This window comes from Gilliamella sp. B2828, assembly GCF_026537125.1.
Classification (GTDB): Bacteria; Pseudomonadota; Gammaproteobacteria; order Enterobacterales; family Orbaceae; genus Gilliamella.
Genome location: NZ_JAFNMU010000001.1, coordinates 260,253 through 281,094, shown reverse-complemented (window position 1 = coordinate 281,094; position 20,842 = coordinate 260,253). Strand labels below are relative to the sequence as shown.

Below are 20,842 nucleotides of genomic sequence, written 5' to 3'. Positions count from 1 at the left end.
AAAATAATCCCTATCATTTAGGGATTATTGCTATTTATTAAATATGGATAGAAACAAATGAAAAACTGGAAAAGAAGTGCTGAAGAAATTTTAACCATAGGGCCTGTTGTTCCTGTTATTGTTATTGAACGAATTGAAGATGCCGTGCCACTGGCAAAAGCGTTAATTAATGGCGGTGTTAAAGTTCTTGAAGTTACATTACGAACAGAATGTGCGCTTGAAGCAATCAAAAAAATCATTAAAGAAGTTCCAGAAGCAGTGGTTGGTGCAGGTACAGTAACAAGTGTTGAACAACTTAAACAAGTTACAGAAGCTGGAGTTGAATTTGTGATTACTCCAGGCATAACTGATGCCATTTTAAAAGCTGCAGTTGAAGGACCTGTTCCAGTAATTCCTGGTATTGCGACCATTTCTGAGTTATTAACAGCCCAAGAATATGGCTTAACAGCATTAAAATTTTTTCCAGCAGAAATTAATGGTGGCGTCGCTGCATTAAAAGCTTTTTCTGGTCCTTGTGGATATATGAAGTTTTGCCCTACTGGCGGTGTAAATCCTAAAAATTATCGGGATTATCTTGCACTTAGTAATGTACTTTGTGTTGGTGGGACTTGGTTTATTCCAACCGATGCTATTTCTAATGGTGATTTTGATAAAATTACTCAAATGGCAAAAGAAGCCGTTACTGGCGCCAAATAATTATTTTCCGCCGATATCATTCGGCGGTTATTCTGTTATTTAGTTATTTTTAACTTCTTAACCCTCGCCCACTTTCAATAAGTCGCCATGCAATTACATATAGTACAGAAACAAACAAAATTAACATTGAAAATGTGATCCATAGTGATACGTCAGTTACACCTAAAAAACCATAACGAAAACCATTAATCATATAAACGATTGGATTTAGTTTTGATACCCATTGCCAGAAAGTTGGTAGCATGGTTATTGAGTAAAATACTCCTCCAAGATAAGTTAATGGTGTTAATACAAATGTTGGAATAATACTGATATCGTCAAAAGTTTTTGCAAATACAGCATTTAATAATCCTGCTAATGAAAACAAAATCGAAGTTAATAGCAAAGTACAAATAACAAAGGGCCAAGAATGAACTTCAAAATGAACAAAAAATAACGATACCATCGTTACTAAAATACCTGTTAAAATACCACGCATCACACCTCCACCAACATATCCCCAAATCAAAATATGCGTTGGTACTGGTGCAACTAATAATTCCTCAATATTACGTTGAAATTTGGCGCTAAAAAAAGAAGAACAGACATTGGTATAAGAGTTTGTAATTACAGACATCATAATTAAACCAGGAACGATAAATGACATATAGCTAAAACCACCCATATCCCCCACACGTGAACCAATTAGATTACCAAAGATAATAAAATAAAGTGACATAGTGATAATAGGTGGGATCAACGTTTGCAACCAAATTCTTAAAAATCGTGTCACCTCTTTACGCCAAATACTTTTTAAAGCTATCCAATATAAATTACACATTATCACTTCCTTCTGAATTATTGTTGCGTAACAAATCAACAAATAGTTCTTCTAATCGATTAGTTTTATTACGCATGCTAATCACTTTAACATTTTGATGATTGAGTTGCTCAAACAACTGATTTAAACCACGTTGTTTATCAACCTTAACTTCTAGCATTCCTGTATCAACATTTGTATAATTATAATCTGTTAAAACTATTGATTCACTTGTTGGTACATAATCGATAATAATAGTTTCAGATTGGCTATTAGCTAATAATTGACGCATAGAAGAATTCGCAATCAATTGACCATTTTGAATTATGCCAATATTACGACATAGCATTTCCGCTTCTTCTAAATAATGGGTAGTTAAAATAATCGTAATACCTTCATGATTGATTTCACGTAAAAAATCCCACATGGAACGTCGTAACTCAATATCAACCCCTGCTGTTGGTTCATCAAGAATTAATAATTTGGGTTCATGAACTAGTGCTCTTGCAATCATTAAACGTCTTTTCATACCACCTGATAACATGCACGCTCGACTGTGGCGTTTATCCCATAAATCTAAAATTCGCAGGTATTTTTCTGCTCGTTCTAAGGCCAATTTACGCGGTAGACCATAATAGCCTCCTTGATTAGTGATGATCTGAATCACTTCTTCAAATTGGTTAAAATTAAATTCTTGTGGTACCAAGCCTAATTGCCTTTTAGCATTGACAATATCGGTATCTAAATCGTAACCAAAAATTCGCACTTTACCCGAGGTTTTGGTTACCAATGAGCTTATTATGCCAATAGTTGTTGATTTCCCGGCACCGTTTGGACCAAGCAATGCATAAAAATCACCTGCCTTAACCGTTAAATCAATACCTTTTAAGGCTTCTACACCATTTTTATAAATTTTTTTAAGTGCGACTAATTCAAGCGCAGGAATAGACGACATGATAAAATCCTAATTGAATAAGTTATGATTGAAATTATATAAACTCAATTATTAATGAGCTGCAATATTGACAACTTAATGAACTGTTGTAAAGGTATTTTTAGTTTTCTTTATTTTGATATAAATGAGTTATAATTTTCAGCTTTAGCGTACATTAACTTTAAGAAGCCATTAGCAGTATTTTGATGTGGCCTTAATTTTGATTCATAGCGATAAAAAATCACCTAAGGAATAAGTATTATGTTTAAAATTGGTTTAGTTTCTGTGTCTGATAGAGCTACAAAGGGTATCTATGACGATGAAGGTATTCCATCATTAATATCTTGGTTACAAACAGCATTGAAAACTCCATTTATTACCGAAAATCGAATAATTCCAGATGAAATATCTATTATTGAACAAACATTATGCGAATTTGTTGACCAATTACATTGTGATTTGATTCTAACCACTGGCGGTACAGGACCTGCCATTAGAGATGTCACCCCTGATGCTACTTTAGCAATAGCCGATCGGGTAATGCCAGGATTTGGTGAACAGATGCGTCAAATCAGCTTACATTTTGTACCTACCGCTATTCTTTCCAGACAAGTTGGTGTTATTCGAAAAAAATGTTTAATTTTAAACTTACCTGGCAGACCAAAATCGATAAAAGAAACGCTTGAGGGTGTAAAAAATAGTGAAGGAAAAATAATTGTTAATGGTATTTTTGCCAGCGTTCCTTATTGTTTAGAATTATTAGAAGGACCTTACATAGAAACGCATGAGCAAATAGTAAAATCTTTTCGCCCTAAAAGCAGCAACAAATCGAATATTTGATTTTATGCAAATCTTATGCATAATTATGTTTATAGAATGTAAATTCTATAACTTAATGTTTGATATTTAAATGATTTCAAAAATGTTTATAAAACTTATTCTTTTATACCGATATATTCAGCAATATTAAGTTATTGCTATTTTAAGCTTAAACAGCAATAAATTAATTCCAAAGGAAAAATATGAAACAAGATGATCTGACTAAAGCTTTTAAAGAAATGCTTTTACAAGAAAAATTTAGTTCTCAAATAAGCATTGTACAAGCTTTACAAGAACAAGGGTTTGATAACATTAATCAATCCAAGGTTTCACGAATGTTAACCAAATTTGGGGCGGTTAGAACACGTAACGCAAAATCAGAAATGGTCTATTGCTTACCTGCTGAAATGAGTGTTCCTACAGCCAGTAGCCCATTAAAAAATTTGGTTGTTGATATTGATTATAATAGCTCAATGGTGGTAATTCGTACTAGTCCTGGGGCTGCACAGCTTATTGCCCGATTACTTGATTCAATTGGTAAATCAGAAGGTATTTTAGGTTCTATTGCTGGAGATGATACAATTTTCAGTACGCCAACTAAATCTTGTACGGTCAAAAGTTTATATCAAACTATTATTCAATTATTTGAACAAGAGTTATAACTATTATTCTAGAAATTAAAGTTTTAATAAATAATTTTTCCTATTTAACCTATTGACACATTTAGTAAAATCGTTAATTCTATATGATAATTAAATTGTAACTTAAGTTACGAGAACGAAGAGGCGCATTGCTCAGGTAGATTATTTTAGATACTGGAATCGATGATAAATGATTGAGGGGATGCAGTGCCGAGGTTTGATTGATTATCCAGAAAGCAATTAATCCGACTGCAAGGGCTGAATCCCTTGGGTTGTCACCCTAACAGGTGGAGCGCTTCGCGGTTTGTACTTTTTAAATAAGAACGGTAAATTGCACATACCCTCGCTCTAACTCTGTTAAAAATAAAATTTTTAATATGAGGAATACATGGAAACATCATTTGTAATTGCTAAGTTTGGTGGTACTAGTGTTGCTGATTATTCAGCAATGGTAAATAGTGCCAATATTGTTATCGCTAACTCATGTGTAAAAGTTGTAGTATTATCTGCATCTGCAGGTATTACGAACTTATTAGTAGCATTAGCTGAGGGTCGTGATTCTGATGTCCGAGCCCAGCATATAGCCAAAATTCAATCAATCCAATACAATATTTTAGAACAACTCCCTGAAAATCCAATATTAAGAGCTGAAATTGATCGCATCATTGCCAATATCGCATCTTTATCTGAAGCCGCAAGCTTAGCTACTTCACCCGCATTAACCGATGAGTTAGTCAGTCATGGTGAAATTATGTCTTCGAAACTATTTGTTGAGGTATTAAGAGAAAAACAAAAAAGTGCCATATGGTTCGATGTACGTAAAGTTATGCGAACCGATGATAAATTCGGTAAAGCTCAACCCAAAATTGAAGAAATCAAACAGCTTTGCTGTGCACATTTAAAATCCTTAAATACTAACGCGCTAATTGTTACTCAAGGTTTTATTGGCACAGAAAGTACAGGTAAGACTACAACATTAGGTCGTGGCGGAAGTGATTATACAGCAGCGTTACTTGGCGAAGCGTTAAATGCAACGCAAATAGATATTTGGACGGATGTTGCAGGTATTTACACTAATGATCCTCGCATTACACCATCGGCAAAAAGAATTGATGAAATATCTTTCGCTGAAGCTGCAGAAATGGCAACTTTTGGAGCGAAAGTTTTACATCCAGCAACATTAGTGCCAGCAGTACGAAGTAACATCCCTGTATTTGTTGGTTCAAGTAAAGCTCCACAAGATGGTGGTACGATTGTTTATAATACGAATAGTATCACATCTAAATTACCTGTGTTTAGAGCACTAGCATTACGACGCAAACAAACGTTGTTAACCTTAACCAGTTTAAATATGTTACATGCTCAAGGATTTCTTGCTAGAGTATTTACTATATTAGCTAAACATAATATATCCGTCGATTTGGTTACCACATCAGAAGTCAGTATCGCTTTAACTATTGATACAACAGGTACTTGTACTAATGGTAACAGTCTATTAACCAAAGAATTATTTGATGAGCTTTTAACTCTTTGTCATGTAGATGTTGAAGAAGATTTAGCTCTCATTGCCATTATTGGTAATAATTTAACTACGACAAAAGGTATAGCAAAAGAAGTATTTGGCGTGTTAGATGATTTTGTTATAAGACTTTGTTGTTATGGAGCAAGCACACACAATCTCTGCCTATTATCAAAAAGTAATGATGCAGAAGCAATTATAAAAATTTTACATAAAACCATTTTCGAATAAAAGCTTAAAAAGGGAGTGTTGATCTCCCTTATGCATAAATTTATATTACTATTGATTAGATACATGTTAAAAGATCGAAAAATTAACAAAAAACCTTAACTTTTATTACAAATAATTATAGAATAATCGTAAAGCATTATGTGAATAACATTATATGTAACGTATTCAAATAGTCGTTCTTTAATCTTTATATTAAATCATCTATCTCCATTTTTATGACCGTTAATCATTAATATAGTTAAAATTTGATTTACCAATTGTAATCAATAAAATTAAAACTTATATATTAATTTTAATATTTGATACATTTTCAAACTGTGTTTATAAGCTAAATTTAAACTTAATCAAACAAAGGAAATTATTATGGGTATTTTAAGTTGGGCTATTCTAGGATTAATTGCCGGTTGGATTGCAAAGTTCTTTATGCCGCTTGGAAGCGTGGGAGTAATTAAAACGATTTTATTAGGAATTGCAGGTGCCATCGTTGGCGGGTACATAAGTACATTTTTTGGATGGGGAAGTGTGACAGGATTTAATTTCCCTAGTTTATTTATCTCAGTGTTAGGTGCAATATTGCTTATTTACATCTACCGTCTGATGAAATAATATTCAGTTTTATACAGAATTGGCGGGAACTTCCCGCCAATGATTTATAAAAAATGAATCGAGATTATTATCGACGACATCACAGTCAATATAATTCTGTAAACTTAACTCATTTCCAAAATATCACTTTCTAAAATCCACGCACGCAAACAAAACTAAATTTTTCAAAATGCAATGAAATAGATAATATCGACACTATCCAAATGGTGATTGCATTATCAATTTCAATAAAATATTATGAAAATACAATAGGTAAATCTATAAATATAGCACAAAACCCTTTTCTTGGCTAAATTTCAGATAGCTACTATTTCAGTAGTCTCTTCATAAATGTCTTAAGTGAGACATTCGAAACATGAATAATTATTCCAATTTTGCATGATGGATTTATAATTACAGTATATAAAAGCATTTTAATAAATAATTTCACGATAACCGTATTTTTGTTATATTATTTAACAAACTTCATTAAATTAAACCTAAAGATTATAATGTTAAAAATATTCAATACATTAACTCGAGAAAAAGAAACCTTTAAATCAATTCATCCCAATAAAATTGGATTATATGTTTGTGGTGTAACTATTTATGACCTTTGTCATATTGGACATGGTCGCACCTTTGTCGCATTTGATGTTGTGACACGTTATTTGCGCTTTTTAGGTTATCAATTGACTTATGTTCGTAACATTACAGATGTGGATGACAAAATTATAAAACGTGCTCTTGAAAACGGTGAAACTTGTGAACAACTCACTGAACGCATGTTACAAGAGATGTATGCAGATTTTGATGCACTAAACATTAAGCGACCTGATGTTGAGCCTCGCGCTACTCAACAAATGCCACAGATTATTCAATTAATAGAAGAATTAATTGCAAAAGATCACGCTTATATTGCTGATAATGGTGATGTAATGTTTTCAGTAGATAGCGATCCTAATTATGGTATTTTATCACGTCAAAATTTGGAACAACTTCAAGCTGGTGCACGTGTTGATGTGGTTGATGTTAAACGTAATCCAATGGATTTTGTGCTTTGGAAAATGTCAAAACCTAATGAACCTAACTGGGATTCACCATGGGGTAAAGGACGCCCAGGTTGGCATATTGAATGTTCTGCGATGAACAGTTTTCAATTAGGTAATCATTTTGACATTCATGGTGGTGGTTCAGATTTAATGTTCCCTCATCATGAAAATGAAATTGCTCAATCTACCTGTGCTCATGATGGGCAATATGTTAATTATTGGATGCATTCAGGTATGGTAATGATAGACCAAGAAAAGATGTCCAAATCACTTAATAATTTTTTCACTATTCGCGATGTATTAAAACACTATGATGCTGAAACAGTCCGTTACTTTTTATTATCTGGTCACTATCGTAGTCAGCTTAATTACAGTGAGGAAAATTTAAAACAAGCTAGAATGGCTTTAGAACGGCTTTATACGGCACTTCGTGATACTGATGCTAATTATCCATATACAACAAAAGAGAGTAATTATTGCCATCAATTTTGTAATGCGATGAACGATGACTTCAATACTCCTGAAGCTTATTCGACCTTATTTGACTTAGCTCGAGAAATCAATAAAGCTAAAGCTGATAACGATATGCCGTTCGCCAACGAATTAGCGGCAGAATTGCGTTATTTAGCTGCTGTATTAGGCCTACTTGAACAAGATCCAGTGAAATTTTTACAAGGAAATCGACAAGATGATGCCGATGCTGAATTAATCGAAGCATTAATCAAACAACGTAACGAAGCCCGTGCTAGCAAAAATTGGGCTCAAGCTGACGAAGCACGTGATAAACTTAATGCAATGAATATTGTGTTGGAGGATGGGGCAAATGGTACAACTTGGCGGAAAAAGAGTTAATCCATTAAATTATCCTTACCATAATCGGTTATTGTTCAAAAATACCCACCCTTTTGTGGGTATTTTTATTCCGAAAAAATTACAACTTTTTATCAATCGACGTTAAAATTCCTCGTAAAATATTGAGCTCTTGTTGTTCAATTCGCGCTCGTGTAAACAATCTTCGCAAACGCCCCATAATTTGCCCTGGGTGATTAGCATTGATAAATTCTGTTTGCAATAAAGTTCTCTCTAAATGTTGATAAAAACGCTCAATATCAATATCTTTAGGGTACTCAGTTGTATGCGTATTTGAAGTTCCTTGCTCTGATGAACTATCTTGAAAGTTTAACAATGACATACGAATTTCATAACACAGTACTTGTACTGACATCGCTAAATTTAAAGAACTGTAGTGAGGGTTAGCTGGAATACCAACATGGAAATGGCATTTTTGCAATTCATCGTTGGTTAAACCCACTCGTTCTCGACCAAATACTAACGCAACTTGAGCATTAACGGCTTCATCAACGATTTTATCACCGCACTCTTTTGGTGTTAAATTGGGCCATTGTAAAGTACGAGGACGAGCGCTGGTACCTATCACGAGTGAACAATCAGCTATTGCCTCTTTTAAAGATGAAAAGATTACTGCATTTTTAATAATATCACTAGCACCTGCTGCTAATGATATTGATTGTGAATCAGGCTTTATCACTGGATTGACTAAACAAAGGTTGGATAAACCCATGGTTTTCATTGCTCTGGCAGCAGAACCCATATTACCAGTGTGGGACGTTTCAACCAAAATAATTTTAACATTATCTAAATAGCTCACATCTTCCTCATTAAAAGATCTTATAAAATAAATGAAATTGGTATTTACTTACAGTATATAGCAAAGCTAAGTAAAATGCAGTGTGATACTCTTATAACCATAAAATACATGATTAATAAAACCTTTTTTTAAATTAAAAATCATAAAAAACTTATTTTATTAATAAACTTCTTATTGACGAAATAAAAATAATTTGCCAATGTATTAATAGAAAAATTAAAAAATATCAACTTAGTTGTTTGAAATTATAAAGGAGGTCGATTATGGCTTTAAGTATTACCAGTAAACAAATGGATATTACTCCATCAATTCGTAGTTATTTAGAAGATAAATTTTCGAAATTAGATAAATGGAGAGCGCTGTTAATCAATCCTCATTTTATATTATCTAAAGACCCTGATGGATTTATTATAGATGCCACAATTGCCACAAAAGGAACACCACTTGTCGCATCTGCAAAAAATATAGATATGTATACAGCTATTAACGATCTTATAGGTAAACTTGAAAAACAGCTAAATAAAATTCAACATAAAGGCGAAGCACGTCGAGCAACGGAAAGTATTAAAGGAGCAATTTTTGAAGAAGAAATCGAATAAATAAATCGTCCTGTTTTTTTAATTGGTACTACTTTAAGTAGTACCTTTATTTATATAGCTTGTTATAATATTATTAACCTTTAAAAAAATCTAATAAAAATGAAAGTAAACCCTTTATTACCTTTACGAGATAAAATTAACGAACTGGATCAGACTCTCTTAGAACTTATTGCTAAACGTCGAGAGCTTTCAACACAAGTCATTGATACTAAAATTCAGGCAAACATACCTGTACGCGACTTGGAGCGTGAACGTTCATTGATTAAATCATTAATTGAACATGGCAAAAAACATCATCTCGATGAGATTTTTATCAAACATTTATATCAAATAATTATTGAAGATTCTGTGCTTTTACAACAAAAAATTCTACAAGAAAAACTGAATTATGGCGCTATCTCGACCGCAAAAATTGCCTTTTTAGGTCCCATAGGATCTTATTCTCATACGGCTGCTCGCCGCTATGCTAGTGCTCATTTAGAGCAAATCGTTGAATCCAGTTGTGCTACTTTTAAAGATGTTTTCGAACAAATAGAAAAAGGCATTGTTGATTATGGTATTGTACCAATTGAAAACTCAAGTTCTGGATCCATTAACGAAATTTATGATTTACTACAAAAAACGAATTTACACATTATCGGAGAGCTATCACTACCAATTGATCACTGTATTTTAGCTATCCCAAATACCCAATTAGATCAAATTGATACTGTATATAGTCATCCACAACCATTCCAACAATGTTCTTATTTTTTGGAAGGATATCCGCATTGGAAGATTGTCTTTTGTGATAGTACATCATCAGCTATGGAAATGGTCGCTAAGTCAAACAAACCTAATTTCGCTGCTATGGGTAATAAAGATGGCGGCGAACTTTATGGATTACAAGTTCTTGAACATAGTTTTGCAAATCAAAAAGAGAATATAACGCGATTTATAGTTTTATCTCGTAAACCAGTTCAAGTATCCGATCAAATCCCAGCTAAAACGACCATACTAATGAAAACAGGCCAGCAAGCAGGCGCACTCGTTGATGCTCTATCTGTGTTACGGAATCACAATATTGTCATGACGAAACTTGAATCTCGTCCAATTCACGGTACGCCATGGGAAGAGATGTTTTATATCGACCTACAAGGTAATCTTTATTCCGAGGAAATGCAAAATGCATTAAAACAGCTAGCTAAAATCACTCTATATACAAAAGTGCTCGGTTGTTATCCAAATAACTCAATTACTGCTGTAATGTAATGACTGTAACCATCTCTCCCTTTGCAAAAGCTGTATTAAAATGGTATGAAAAGTATGGCAGAAAAACGCTACCATGGCAGATCGAAAAAACGTCTTATCATGTGTGGCTATCTGAAGTAATGTTGCAACAAACACAAGTTGCAACTGTTATCCCCTACTTTAACCGTTTTATTAAGTTATTTCCTAAAATAACGGATTTAGCAAAAGCACCTATTGATGATGTATTACATCTTTGGACAGGGCTAGGTTATTATGCCCGTGCTCGTAACTTACATAAAGCGGCACAAATTATTAATAATAAGTTTAATGGATTATTTCCGAGTCAATTTGACGATGTAGTGGCATTACCAGGAATTGGCCGTTCAACAGCTGGAGCAATTTTATCGCTTTCACAAAATCAGCATTACCCAATTTTAGATGGTAATGTAAAACGTGTTTTAACTCGATATTTTGCTGTTGAAGGATGGCCTGGTAATAAAACAGTCGAAAATAAACTTTGGCAATTAAGTGAACAGGTTACACCGAAACAAAATATTGCCAAATTCAATCAAGCAATGATGGATATTGGTGCGATGGTTTGTACTCGTACTAAACCTAAATGCACACTATGCCCATTGCATAAAGATTGTATTGCTTATAAGACAGAAAGTTGGCAACAATATCCAACAAAAAAAACGAAGACAACCAAGCCAGAAAAAACCGCCTATTTTTTGATGTTAGAATATAATCGTTCTATTTGGTTAGAAAAAAGACCTCCGTTAGGTATATGGGGAGGCTTATATTGCCTACCAGAATTTTCAAATGATCAAGATCCAAAAGAGTGGTTAGAAAAAAGGGGAATTATTACGACTGAACCTAAACAGTTAAACTCATTCAGACATACATTTAGCCATTTTCATTTGAATATTACGCCAATTTATTGTGTTATTACCAATATTATAAAATGTTGGGACGAATCTTCTGGCTATTGGTATAAACTTGAATCAAATAATGCAAAAATAGGACTCGCTACACCCGTTTATAATTTATTGAAACAATCTGCTTAACATTACTGTCAAGCAGAAGCAAATATATTTAATGTATAATCAGCCATTATATTTTGTTACATTTATTTTTTATGCATTGCAAACAATCTCAAGATTTAACAAACTGGTTAGTTTTTTTAATGGCATTTGCGATTGGTATCACTATTGCCAGCAATTATTATGCTCAGCCACTACTACATTCAATTACTCATGATTTGAATATTGCAGTTGATCATGCCGGCTTAATTATAATGGTAGCACAGTTAAGCTATGCTGTTGGTTTACTTTTTATCACACCGCTTGGCGATAAATTTGAACGAAAACGATTAATTATTATTTTAATGATATTATGCACTTTTGGGCTTATGATTAGTGCTTTGTCAAACAACTTATGGATGCTAATAATAGGTACATCCATAACAGGACTATTTTCAACCGTTGCACAAGTTTTAATTCCTTTTGCGGCAACTTTATCAAAACCTCAACAACGCGGTAAAATTGTTGGTACATTAATGAGTGGAATGTTAATGGGAATTTTATTGGGTAGATCCTTTGCCGGCGCTATTTCAACTCTTTCCGATTGGCATTATGTCTATTGGATTGCAACAGGTATTATGTCTATAGTTACGCTATCTCTCTGGATTTCACTGCCTAGTTACCGTAATACGGTTAATATAAACTACTTTCAATTATTATGCTCAATTGGTTCATTGTACAAACAAGAACCCATCCTCAGAATTCGTTCGTTATTAGCCATTATATCATTTGCACTTTTTTCTTTATTATGGACACCTCTTGCCTTTTTATTAAGTAATGAACCTTATCACTATTCCGACTTTATTATAGGTCTATTCGGAATTGCAGGAGCGGCTGGTGCACTAGGTTCGCCTATAGTGGGTAAATTATCAGACAAAGGTAAAGGTAGACTTGCTACCACAATAGGATTATGTTTATTGCTCATATCATGGTTACCACTTTCATTGGCTCAATACTCAATCATTGCTTTAGTATTGGGAGTAATTCTATTAGATTTTTCAGTTCAAGTTACACATGTTTCAAATATGAGTGCAATTTATCAAATAAGGCCTGATGCCCGTAGCAGAATGAATACTGGTTATATGATATTTTACTTTGTTGGTGGAATGCTTGGTTCAATCGGTTCTACTTATTTATTTAGCCATTATGGATGGATAGCAATTGTAATATCAGGAACAATTTTGGGACTCATGGGCATCATTTGTTGGATATTTTATACAAAAACGTATAGTGAACCTAAAACTTTTTTACAAACTAATTGATATTTAAAATATCGTTTAATTTTGACTTTAAGTAAAAACAAAATTATTATCCCTCAACATAAAAGCGTTGAACGTTGAGGGTAAATGAAAACTGATAATAAAAAAGTTATTATTAAGTAAATGGAACAAGCTATCACATTTTTTTGCATGTTTGTTAAAGCTATTCAATCATTGACAATGGAAAACTATTTTGAACTCAATTAAATCATGATGTTGATATTTACTTTTACTGATATATAAATTAATTTAATACTTTTATTAAGTTACCTAAGGAGTCATTTATGGCGACAATCTCTTTTCTTAATACTCCCTTCATCATCAAAAATTTATCATTAAAAAATCGTATTGTAATGCCCCCTATGTGCCAATATCAAGCAACCGATGGTATGCCTAATGATTGGCATTTTATTCACTATGTATCTCGAGCAATTGGTGGTGTAGGTTTAATTATTGTTGAGATGACAAATGTCGCTCCTAATGGACGTATTTCACCTAATTGTCTTGGGTTATGGAACGATGATCAGCGTGATCAATTTAAACGCATTGTAGATGCTGTACATGCTCAAAATGGTAAAATTGCCATTCAAATTGCTCATGCCGGTCGAAAAGCTTTAGGTGCTTCAGATGTTGTATCTTGTTCACCTATTCTTTACGATGGTTCAAACGAAGCCAATTCTAAATGGCAATATCAAATGCCAAGAGAATTATCAAAAGATGAAATCAAAGATATTATTAAAAAATTTGAAGAGTCAACAAAACGAGCCGTTGAAGCAGGTTTTGATGCCATTGAAATTCATGGTGCGCACGGATATTTAATTCATCAATTCAGTTCCCCAAAAACGAATCATAGAACCGATGAATATGGTCAGGATAAATTATTATTTGGTGAACAAGTTATAAAAGCAGCTAAATCTGTCATGCCTAGCGATATGCCACTTATTATCCGTTTTTCAGCGCAAGAATATAGTAAAGATGGATATGATATAGAATATGGGCGCCAAATAGCAAAACGCTTTGCTGATGCAGGAGCTGATATTTTAGATGTAAGTGGCGGCGGCGATGGTCAATTAGATCCAGCTCATACACCACTGTTTCATGCTGGATATCAAGTATATCTTGCTCGGGCGATCAAACAAGCAATCAATTTACCAGTAATCACTGTTGGCATGCTAGAAGATCCTTACCTAGCAGATTATGTATTAAGTACTGGTGATGCTGATCTAATCGCTATTGGACGAGGATTATTAAATGATCCGTATTGGGCAATACATGTACCATCTTCACCATTTGTACCAGCACCTTATCAAGTTGCTTTCAAATAATTCGACTTTGAATAAAATCCTGTAAACACATTACAGGATTTCAATACTCAGATAAAATTAAATATGCATTGCATATTTAATAAGTTGTTTTTTCAATGGTGAACAATTATCTATAGCATTCATACCGATAGTTCTTAGCGTTTTTTTCAATATATTATCACCATGAAACATATCTTGAATAGTTCTCATCGCAGTTAACATTACTAACGTATCTTTACGACGAGTGAATTGAAAAGATTTTAAATTTTCAGCAAGTCCAAAATCTTTTTGTTTATCATGTAACTGTTTAATGGTCGAAACTAATAAAGCAGAATCCTGAAAACCTAAATTCACTCCTTGCCCTGCTAGAGGATGAATAGTATGTGCTGCATCACCAATTAACACTAATCGATGTTTAATAAATTGTCTAGCCAAACGCGCTTTCAAAGGAAACACCGTACGTTTATTAATTACTTGGCATTTGCCTATTTTATCATCGGTTAATTTAAACAATTCTTGGCAAAACTTATATTCAGAAAGCGAGGTTAACATTGTTGTTTGATCAGGTTTAGTTGACCATACTAAACAACTTTTATTTTCTTGCCAAAGTGGTAAAAACGCAACAATACCATTTGGATAAAAAATTTGTTTGGCACAAGACTGATGGGGATATTGAGTCTCAACTGTTGTAATTAATGCATGATGAAGATAATTACGTTCAAAAACTGAAATTTTTTCGTGGTTTCGCAACCAAGAGTGTGCACCATCAGCACCAACAATCAGTTTAGCTTGTAAAATAGTATTATCAGATAAAGTTAAAAAAGCATAATCGGCATTATAAGTATTATCAATGGCTGTGAGATTAAAAATTGTTATATTGTGATTTTCTTCAGCAAATTGATACAAACAGTGAGAAATTAGATTATTTTCGATAATATAACCAAGATTAGGATACCCATAATCTTTTGCATGAGCTGAAAGATGTGCTAAACCGTTTTTTTCCCATACACCTATTTCGGTAAATTCTTGTACACGATGACTATTGAATAAATCGCTCCAAATGCCTATTTTAGACAAATACCTTTGGCTAGCACCATTAATTGCTGAAGCTCTAACGCCTATTTCGTGGTGAGGAAAAGATTCATAGCAATGAACCCTAGCATCGATAATCGCAATCTTTAAATCATATTGACTAAGTGCACAAGCCGTAGCTAGCCCAACTAAGCCACCACCAACAATGGCAACATCAAAATAAGTATTCATAAGATCAGTGGCTACTTATTATCTTTTTTTAATTCACTATCATCATTCATCGCTTTTTTAAAGCTTTTTAATGCAAAACCAAGATCTGAACCTAAATTACGCAATTTTTTAGTACCAAATACTAAAACGACCACGGCAAGAAACACTAAAAGGTGTGGGATACTAAATGACATAATAAAACCCTCTTACTTAACTACTCTTATCTATTTAAACATTTTCTTAGACGCAAGTTTTAATGAGGTATCATTATACTCTTTTTGTGAAAGGATTTCATAACTAGATTACGAATAAAAAAAAGACCTGTATAAACTATACAGGCCAACATGAAATATAAGGAATATAAGGAAAGAAAACAATGAAAAATCCTTACACTGCTTATTATCCATTTTTTTTCGCTTCAGTCAACGTTTTTATTTGTTTTTTTGTTTTATAAAAACGAATCATTAAAAACAAGAATAAAACATTAAAAATCATAATATTAAATCAAATTGATACTAAAATTTAGCCATTCCGCTAATTAGATTAAAATCAAAAATAAAATAAAAAAATGTTATTAACCATAAAAATAGCATAAACAAGACACAAAACAACAGATTTAAACCGAAAAATATCATTCATCAATTTTTTTCTAAATATCGGTACAACTATCTTAAAACGCAAAAAAACATTTTTCACAATATTATAACTCGCACAAAAAACGTTAAACCGAAGAAAAACACATTAAACACATATTATTCCCAATACCATGTATATAAAACTTAAAAAATATGCTCTATAATTAGCGAACGGATGAAAAAAGAAAAACGAGACAGAAATGAATATGATCAAAAATAAAAATGTCAAAACCTTCAAAGACAGACTATACAACTCGATGCAAGGTTTATCTGTTTCTGCTTTTGCGAAGAAATGTGATATGTCAGAAACTGTTATCAGGGATTATTTATCAGGAAAAACTTATCCCTCACTTACTCGTTTAGAGGTAATAGCTGAAAAATGTAATGTTTCATTTAACTGGCTTGCAACAGGTTACAGACTTGAAGTATTTGATCCCAAAGATGATGATGATGATGTATATAATGAAAATATATATCGTATTCCTGTTTATAAAAAACAATTACCGACAAAAGAAGAAGCACAATATCAACGTTTTATTCGTGAAACACCGCCAGTAATGAATTACCCAGTTGTAGAAGGCTGGGCATCCCATCGTGGTTTAGACATAAAAAAATTAATTCTCTATTGGGCAAAAGGTGATTTAATGTCTCCTGAAATTGAAAATAATAATGGACTTATTATAAACACGGATATCACTGAAATTATTGATGGAGCGATATATTTAATCGAATATGAAAATTTCACCCTATTAAGAAAAATTCGTCTAACGCTGAGCAGTTGGATTTTAATATGTAACAATAATCAATATCCAACAATTGAAGTACCTAAAGCACATTTTGATAAGTACAATATCGTTGGTCGTGTTGTACAAATAATTAAAGACGTCTTCTAAATTTAATAAATAGAAATCTTCTGTTTTTCAATATATAATTGCTGATGTGGGGAAATATTAATCAGATCTTTCCTCACTATTTTTTATATTCATAACTTATTTCATGATAGGTAGATAGTTAAGCAATGTTTATTTAAAATTTCACATAAAATTGGATGTTAGAATAATTGATATCTATTAACCCTAAACTTGTATTCCAATATCACTAATATATTTACCAAACAAATATCATTTTAATAATTAGGTCTTTTATGTATCGATTTTTTGAAAAATTGGTGTCGCCTTATCCTAAAGATGCTCCTCAACCGGCGGCTAAAAACTTTTTTAGTTTTATATGGCAGTCAACCAAAGGCACTCGCATATTTATGCTATTATTAATCTTATTGAGTGGATTAAGTGGTGCTTTCGAAGCTTTTTTATTTGCAGCATTAGGTAAAGTGGTCGACTGGCTCGCAGACGCTGAACCATCTAAATTTTGGCAGCAAGAAAAAACAACATTAATTATTCTGGCTATAATAATTTTAGCAAGCACGCTGATCATTAGTTTACAAACGATTATTAAACATCAATGTCTCGCCGGAAATTTTCCAATGAGAATGCGTTGGAATTTGCATAGATTGGTTCTTAACCAAAGTATGCGCTTTTTCCAAGATGAATTTGCTGGGAGAATATCAGCAAAAGTAATGCAAACAGCCCTTGCTGTTAGAGATACTTGTTTTTTAGTCGCGGATATTTTTATCTATGTTCTTATTTCATTTATTGCTATGGCGGCTGTTATTGGGCAATTAGATCCTTGGTTGTTAATGCCTTTTCTTGGTTGGGGTGTGCTTTATGGGATTGCGATGTACTACTTTATTCCACGCTTAAGTAAAGTTGCTAGCATGCAGGCAGACGCGCGTTCTACCATGACCGGAAGAGTCACCGATGCTTATACCAATATCATGACCGTTAAACTGTTCTCACATGCAGGTAATGAAGCCAAATACGCTCAAGAATCAATGGATGAGTTTTTAGTTACCGTTAATCAGCAAATGCGTTTAGTCAGCAGTTTTGAAATTGTAAACCATATATTATCTATTACGTTGATACTTTGCACGACTGGTATTGCTTTATGGTTATGGACCGATCAATTAATTGGCATTGGAGCAATTGCCACAACTACCGCCGTCGCATTACGATTGAATGGTTTTTCTCACTGGATCATGTGGGAACTTGCTGCTCTATTTGAAAATATTGGTGTAGTAAAAGATGGCATCAATACATTTTCTTCAACTAAAACTGCTCACGATCAACCAAATGCAACAGAACTTATTGTTAAGCAAGGTAAAATAGAGTTTAAACACATTAATTTCAATTATGATATCAACAGACAAAAGTCAACCATTCAAGATTTGGATTTAACAATTAATTCAGGTGAAAAAATAGGTTTAGTCGGTCGTTCTGGAGCAGGGAAATCTACACTTATTAATTTATTATTACGCTTTTATGATTTACAAAGTGGTAAAATTATTATTGATGGACAAGATATCAAAACTGTTACTCAAGAAAGCTTACGTGCTCAAATTGGTATGGTAACTCAAGATACATCCCTATTACATCGCTCTGTACGAGAAAACTTGATCTATAGCAACAGTCAAGCCACTGAAGAAGAGATGATTACAGCAGCGAAAAAAGCTCATGCTGATAGCTTTATTCAAACACTTGTTGATGCAAATGGTCGAACAGGCTATGACGCATTTGTAGGAGAGAGAGGCATAAAATTATCAGGTGGACAACGGCAGCGCATTGCAATTGCCAGAGTAATATTAAAAAATGCTCCCATTCTATTATTGGATGAAGCTACCAGCGCACTGGATTCTGAAATTGAACAAGCAATTCAAGAAAGTTTATATACTTTAATGGAAGGCAAAACCGTTATTGCCATTGCTCACCGGTTATCAACTATCGCAGCAATGGATAGATTAGTTGTACTTGATCAAGGTAAAATTATTGAGCAAGGAACTCACAAAGAGTTGCTCGATAAAAATGGACTATACGCTCAACTATGGAAACATCAAAGTGGTGGATTCTTAGGGGAAAATGTGTAAACATCAATCTATTACAACAAAGAGTGATAGGACACATATAAGATTAAGTACTAATATGTGTCCTTGATGAGTTAGTCAATCAGTTAATAAAATTTTTATAAAACTCTGATTCAAATCGCATTATTGCACTATTTTTTGGTTCTCCTCGTGTATCAGCATGATATCCTGATAATAACTGCACAAACGCCAAATATTTACCATCGTTCTTTTGAATAAATCCAGCCAGATTATAACTACCTTGAATATAACCCGTTTTGGCTCGAATGGTTTCCTTAAATGGGATTTGATTAAAACTTTTACGATTTTGCAAAGTACCATCAACTCCAGCAATCGGTAGCATTTCAATAATTCCTAACTGCTCATTATTCGCTGAAATATATTGTAATATTTCCATTAATTTGTCTGCACTAACTAAGTTTAATCGGGATAATCCAGATCCATCAACAATGACTAAATTTTCAAGATTAATACCGGCTTTCGTTAGTAAAATTTGTTTGACTGCATCACTACTATTACGCCAAGTCCCTGCTATATTGTAATAATGTACCCCAAGAGTTCTAAAAATAGCATCTGCATATAAATTATTTGATTTTTTGAGCATAACAGTCAGTATTTCAGAAAGTGGGACTGATTGACTGGAAGTGAGTAAAATTAGTTGTGAATTATTTTTTTTATTCTTCTCTAAAATTTTACCATTAAGAACGATTTTTTGTAATTTAAGCTCTTTTTTTAAAATTGCAGAAAAATAAGCTGCTCCATCAAGTACCGCAAATTTTAATGGTATTTTATTATTACCTGAAGCAATGCATCCTGATAGGTAATAACGATTTTTATCCGAATAACTCACATCTAACTCACAATATTTATCATCCAAATCTTTACTATTAGTGGAAATCGTTTTGATATCAGCAGATACCACTACTGGAATATTAGATGATACTGAAACCGATGCTTTAGAGCCCACCTTTCCTGGTATAACTGTTGCATAAAAACAATTATCGTTTATGATTGCAGCTGAGGGAGGTGCATTATAACAAGCGGTTAAATTATTCCATGACCAACCCGCAGCTTTATCATGACTGGCAAAGACTGAAGTGTCTAAAATGATATTTCCAGCAATTTTTTCAATACCTTTTTGGTGCAGTTCAGTAAGCATTATTTTTAATCTATCACTAGAGAAAGTAGGATCCCCACTTAATTGTATGATAAGGTCCCCATTTAACTGCTTATTACTTATTGAACCATTAGTTTTCATAAGAGTTTTAAAGCGAAAATCACCCCCTAATTCAAGCTGTGCAGCTAAAGCGGTAATAACTTTTTGAGTACTAGCTGGTTGTTTAAATTGATCACTCTTATATTTTGCTAATGTTTTCGGATTACTACCAACAGATTGAACTAAAATAGATAAATCACTTCCTTTAGGTAACGTTGATAAATAAGGTTCTATTGACTGTGCATGTAATAATCCTGATAGAAAAAGAAGAATACATAAAATAATTATCCTGATATTATTCATGAAAATTGGCTCAAAATGTTATTTAACTATAATAGTCAATGGTTTTTTTC

Annotated in this window: 19 protein-coding genes and 1 riboswitch; of the genes, 13 read left to right on the top strand and 6 right to left on the bottom strand. The window is 33.0% G+C overall.

Annotated elements, in window-relative coordinates; genetic code table 11:
- Positions 1-57: 57 nt before the first annotated feature.
- Complete coding sequence (locus J3U19_RS01245; protein WP_267339450.1) at positions 58-696, top strand: bifunctional 4-hydroxy-2-oxoglutarate aldolase/2-dehydro-3-deoxy-phosphogluconate aldolase; 639 nt, start codon at positions 58-60, stop codon at positions 694-696.
- A gap of 49 nt (positions 697-745) precedes the next feature.
- Here the strand turns inward: J3U19_RS01245 and J3U19_RS01240 are convergent, their stop codons facing one another.
- Together J3U19_RS01240 and J3U19_RS01235 are read right to left on the bottom strand one after the other, a co-directional pair.
- Entirely contained in the window at positions 746-1,516 is a 771-nt protein-coding gene (locus tag J3U19_RS01240) for an ABC transporter permease (RefSeq protein ID WP_267339451.1), read from the bottom strand.
- A complete protein-coding gene (locus J3U19_RS01235) occupies positions 1,509-2,450 on the bottom strand; it encodes an ABC transporter ATP-binding protein (RefSeq protein ID WP_267345232.1) in 942 nt (313 codons plus the stop codon). The genes J3U19_RS01240 and J3U19_RS01235 overlap by 8 nt, the downstream gene beginning before the upstream one ends.
- Before the next feature lie 240 nt (positions 2,451-2,690).
- On the opposite strand from J3U19_RS01235, the gene mog reads away from it, so the two are divergent.
- The 5 genes from mog (at position 2,691) to cysS (ending at position 8,128) form a co-directional block, all read left to right on the top strand.
- Complete coding sequence (gene mog / locus J3U19_RS01230; protein WP_267345230.1) at positions 2,691-3,269, top strand: molybdopterin adenylyltransferase; 579 nt, start codon at positions 2,691-2,693, stop codon at positions 3,267-3,269.
- Positions 3,270-3,451: 182 nt separating this feature from the next.
- Positions 3,452-3,910, top strand: coding sequence for a transcriptional regulator ArgR (gene argR, locus J3U19_RS01225; protein WP_267339454.1), 459 nt, complete (start codon positions 3,452-3,454; stop codon positions 3,908-3,910).
- A gap of 110 nt (positions 3,911-4,020) precedes the next feature.
- Positions 4,021-4,195: riboswitch (Lysine riboswitch) on the top strand.
- Positions 4,196-4,277: 82 nt separating this feature from the next.
- A complete protein-coding gene (gene lysC, locus J3U19_RS01220) occupies positions 4,278-5,639 on the top strand; it encodes a lysine-sensitive aspartokinase 3 (RefSeq protein WP_267339455.1) in 1,362 nt (453 codons plus the stop codon).
- A gap of 363 nt (positions 5,640-6,002) precedes the next feature.
- The gene (locus J3U19_RS01215) at positions 6,003-6,245 is read left to right on the top strand and encodes a GlsB/YeaQ/YmgE family stress response membrane protein (protein ID WP_267339456.1); all 243 of its coding nucleotides are present in this window, start codon (positions 6,003-6,005) and stop codon (positions 6,243-6,245) included.
- Positions 6,246-6,736: 491 nt separating this feature from the next.
- Positions 6,737-8,128, top strand: a complete 1,392-nt coding sequence (gene cysS, locus J3U19_RS01210; RefSeq protein ID WP_267339457.1) for a cysteine--tRNA ligase — start codon at positions 6,737-6,739, stop codon at positions 8,126-8,128.
- Between the two features lie 79 nt (positions 8,129-8,207).
- Here cysS and trmJ read toward each other — a convergent pair whose 3' ends face one another.
- Entirely contained in the window at positions 8,208-8,888 is a 681-nt protein-coding gene (gene trmJ, locus J3U19_RS01205; protein WP_416380329.1) for a tRNA (cytosine(32)/uridine(32)-2'-O)-methyltransferase TrmJ, read from the bottom strand.
- Between the two features lie 320 nt (positions 8,889-9,208).
- Between trmJ and raiA the strand changes: the two genes are divergently transcribed.
- The 5 genes from raiA (at position 9,209) to J3U19_RS01180 (ending at position 14,440) form a co-directional block, all read left to right on the top strand.
- A complete protein-coding gene (gene raiA, locus J3U19_RS01200; RefSeq protein ID WP_267339459.1) occupies positions 9,209-9,544 on the top strand; it encodes a ribosome-associated translation inhibitor RaiA in 336 nt (111 codons plus the stop codon).
- A gap of 99 nt (positions 9,545-9,643) precedes the next feature.
- Positions 9,644-10,795, top strand: coding sequence for a bifunctional chorismate mutase/prephenate dehydratase (gene pheA, locus J3U19_RS01195; RefSeq protein WP_267339460.1), 1,152 nt, complete (start codon positions 9,644-9,646; stop codon positions 10,793-10,795).
- Positions 10,795-11,841, top strand: a complete 1,047-nt coding sequence (mutY, locus tag J3U19_RS01190; RefSeq protein ID WP_267339461.1) for an A/G-specific adenine glycosylase — start codon at positions 10,795-10,797, stop codon at positions 11,839-11,841. The genes pheA and mutY overlap by 1 nt, the downstream gene beginning before the upstream one ends.
- Before the next feature lie 119 nt (positions 11,842-11,960).
- Complete coding sequence (locus J3U19_RS01185) at positions 11,961-13,118, top strand: MFS transporter (protein ID WP_267339462.1); 1,158 nt, start codon at positions 11,961-11,963, stop codon at positions 13,116-13,118.
- Between the two features lie 281 nt (positions 13,119-13,399).
- Entirely contained in the window at positions 13,400-14,440 is a 1,041-nt protein-coding gene (locus J3U19_RS01180; RefSeq protein ID WP_267345228.1) for an NADH:flavin oxidoreductase/NADH oxidase, read from the top strand.
- A gap of 57 nt (positions 14,441-14,497) precedes the next feature.
- Here the strand turns inward: J3U19_RS01180 and J3U19_RS01175 are convergent, their stop codons facing one another.
- Both J3U19_RS01175 and tatA read right to left on the bottom strand, forming a co-directional pair.
- Entirely contained in the window at positions 14,498-15,682 is a 1,185-nt protein-coding gene (locus J3U19_RS01175) for an FAD-dependent monooxygenase (protein WP_267339464.1), read from the bottom strand.
- Between the two features lie 11 nt (positions 15,683-15,693).
- Complete coding sequence (gene tatA / locus J3U19_RS01170) at positions 15,694-15,855, bottom strand: twin-arginine translocase TatA/TatE family subunit (RefSeq protein ID WP_416380321.1); 162 nt, start codon at positions 15,853-15,855, stop codon at positions 15,694-15,696.
- 641 nt (positions 15,856-16,496) lie between these two features.
- Between tatA and J3U19_RS01165 the strand changes: the two genes are divergently transcribed.
- Complete coding sequence (locus J3U19_RS01165) at positions 16,497-17,189, top strand: LexA family transcriptional regulator (protein ID WP_267339465.1); 693 nt, start codon at positions 16,497-16,499, stop codon at positions 17,187-17,189.
- Between the two features lie 251 nt (positions 17,190-17,440).
- Positions 17,441-19,276, top strand: a complete 1,836-nt coding sequence (locus J3U19_RS01160; RefSeq protein WP_267345226.1) for an ABC transporter ATP-binding protein — start codon at positions 17,441-17,443, stop codon at positions 19,274-19,276.
- A gap of 79 nt (positions 19,277-19,355) precedes the next feature.
- Here the strand turns inward: J3U19_RS01160 and dacB are convergent, their stop codons facing one another.
- Complete coding sequence (dacB, locus tag J3U19_RS01155; RefSeq protein WP_267345224.1) at positions 19,356-20,792, bottom strand: serine-type D-Ala-D-Ala carboxypeptidase; 1,437 nt, start codon at positions 20,790-20,792, stop codon at positions 19,356-19,358.
- Positions 20,793-20,842 lie beyond the last annotated feature (50 nt).

What these genes read in the sequence shown, in the direction of transcription:
- J3U19_RS01245 (WP_267339450.1), top strand. Translation starts at nt 58, where the DNA reads ATGAAAAACTGGAAAAGAAGTGCTGAAGAAATTTTAACCATAGGGCCT.
- J3U19_RS01240 (WP_267339451.1), bottom strand. Translation starts at nt 1,516, where the DNA reads ATGTGTAATTTATATTGGATAGCTTTAAAAAGTATTTGGCGTAAAGAG.
- J3U19_RS01235 (WP_267345232.1), bottom strand. Translation starts at nt 2,450, where the DNA reads ATGTCGTCTATTCCTGCGCTTGAATTAGTCGCACTTAAAAAAATTTAT.
- mog (WP_267345230.1), top strand. Translation starts at nt 2,691, where the DNA reads ATGTTTAAAATTGGTTTAGTTTCTGTGTCTGATAGAGCTACAAAGGGT.
- argR (WP_267339454.1), top strand. Translation starts at nt 3,452, where the DNA reads ATGAAACAAGATGATCTGACTAAAGCTTTTAAAGAAATGCTTTTACAA.
- lysC (WP_267339455.1), top strand. Translation starts at nt 4,278, where the DNA reads ATGGAAACATCATTTGTAATTGCTAAGTTTGGTGGTACTAGTGTTGCT.
- J3U19_RS01215 (WP_267339456.1), top strand. Translation starts at nt 6,003, where the DNA reads ATGGGTATTTTAAGTTGGGCTATTCTAGGATTAATTGCCGGTTGGATT.
- cysS (WP_267339457.1), top strand. Translation starts at nt 6,737, where the DNA reads ATGTTAAAAATATTCAATACATTAACTCGAGAAAAAGAAACCTTTAAA.
- trmJ (WP_416380329.1), bottom strand. Translation starts at nt 8,888, where the DNA reads ATGGGTTCTGCTGCCAGAGCAATGAAAACCATGGGTTTATCCAACCTT.
- raiA (WP_267339459.1), top strand. Translation starts at nt 9,209, where the DNA reads ATGGCTTTAAGTATTACCAGTAAACAAATGGATATTACTCCATCAATT.
- pheA (WP_267339460.1), top strand. Translation starts at nt 9,644, where the DNA reads ATGAAAGTAAACCCTTTATTACCTTTACGAGATAAAATTAACGAACTG.
- mutY (WP_267339461.1), top strand. Translation starts at nt 10,795, where the DNA reads ATGACTGTAACCATCTCTCCCTTTGCAAAAGCTGTATTAAAATGGTAT.
- J3U19_RS01185 (WP_267339462.1), top strand. Translation starts at nt 11,961, where the DNA reads ATGGCATTTGCGATTGGTATCACTATTGCCAGCAATTATTATGCTCAG.
- J3U19_RS01180 (WP_267345228.1), top strand. Translation starts at nt 13,400, where the DNA reads ATGGCGACAATCTCTTTTCTTAATACTCCCTTCATCATCAAAAATTTA.
- J3U19_RS01175 (WP_267339464.1), bottom strand. Translation starts at nt 15,682, where the DNA reads ATGAATACTTATTTTGATGTTGCCATTGTTGGTGGTGGCTTAGTTGGG.
- tatA (WP_416380321.1), bottom strand. Translation starts at nt 15,855, where the DNA reads ATGTCATTTAGTATCCCACACCTTTTAGTGTTTCTTGCCGTGGTCGTT.
- J3U19_RS01165 (WP_267339465.1), top strand. Translation starts at nt 16,497, where the DNA reads ATGAATATGATCAAAAATAAAAATGTCAAAACCTTCAAAGACAGACTA.
- J3U19_RS01160 (WP_267345226.1), top strand. Translation starts at nt 17,441, where the DNA reads ATGTATCGATTTTTTGAAAAATTGGTGTCGCCTTATCCTAAAGATGCT.
- dacB (WP_267345224.1), bottom strand. Translation starts at nt 20,792, where the DNA reads ATGAATAATATCAGGATAATTATTTTATGTATTCTTCTTTTTCTATCA.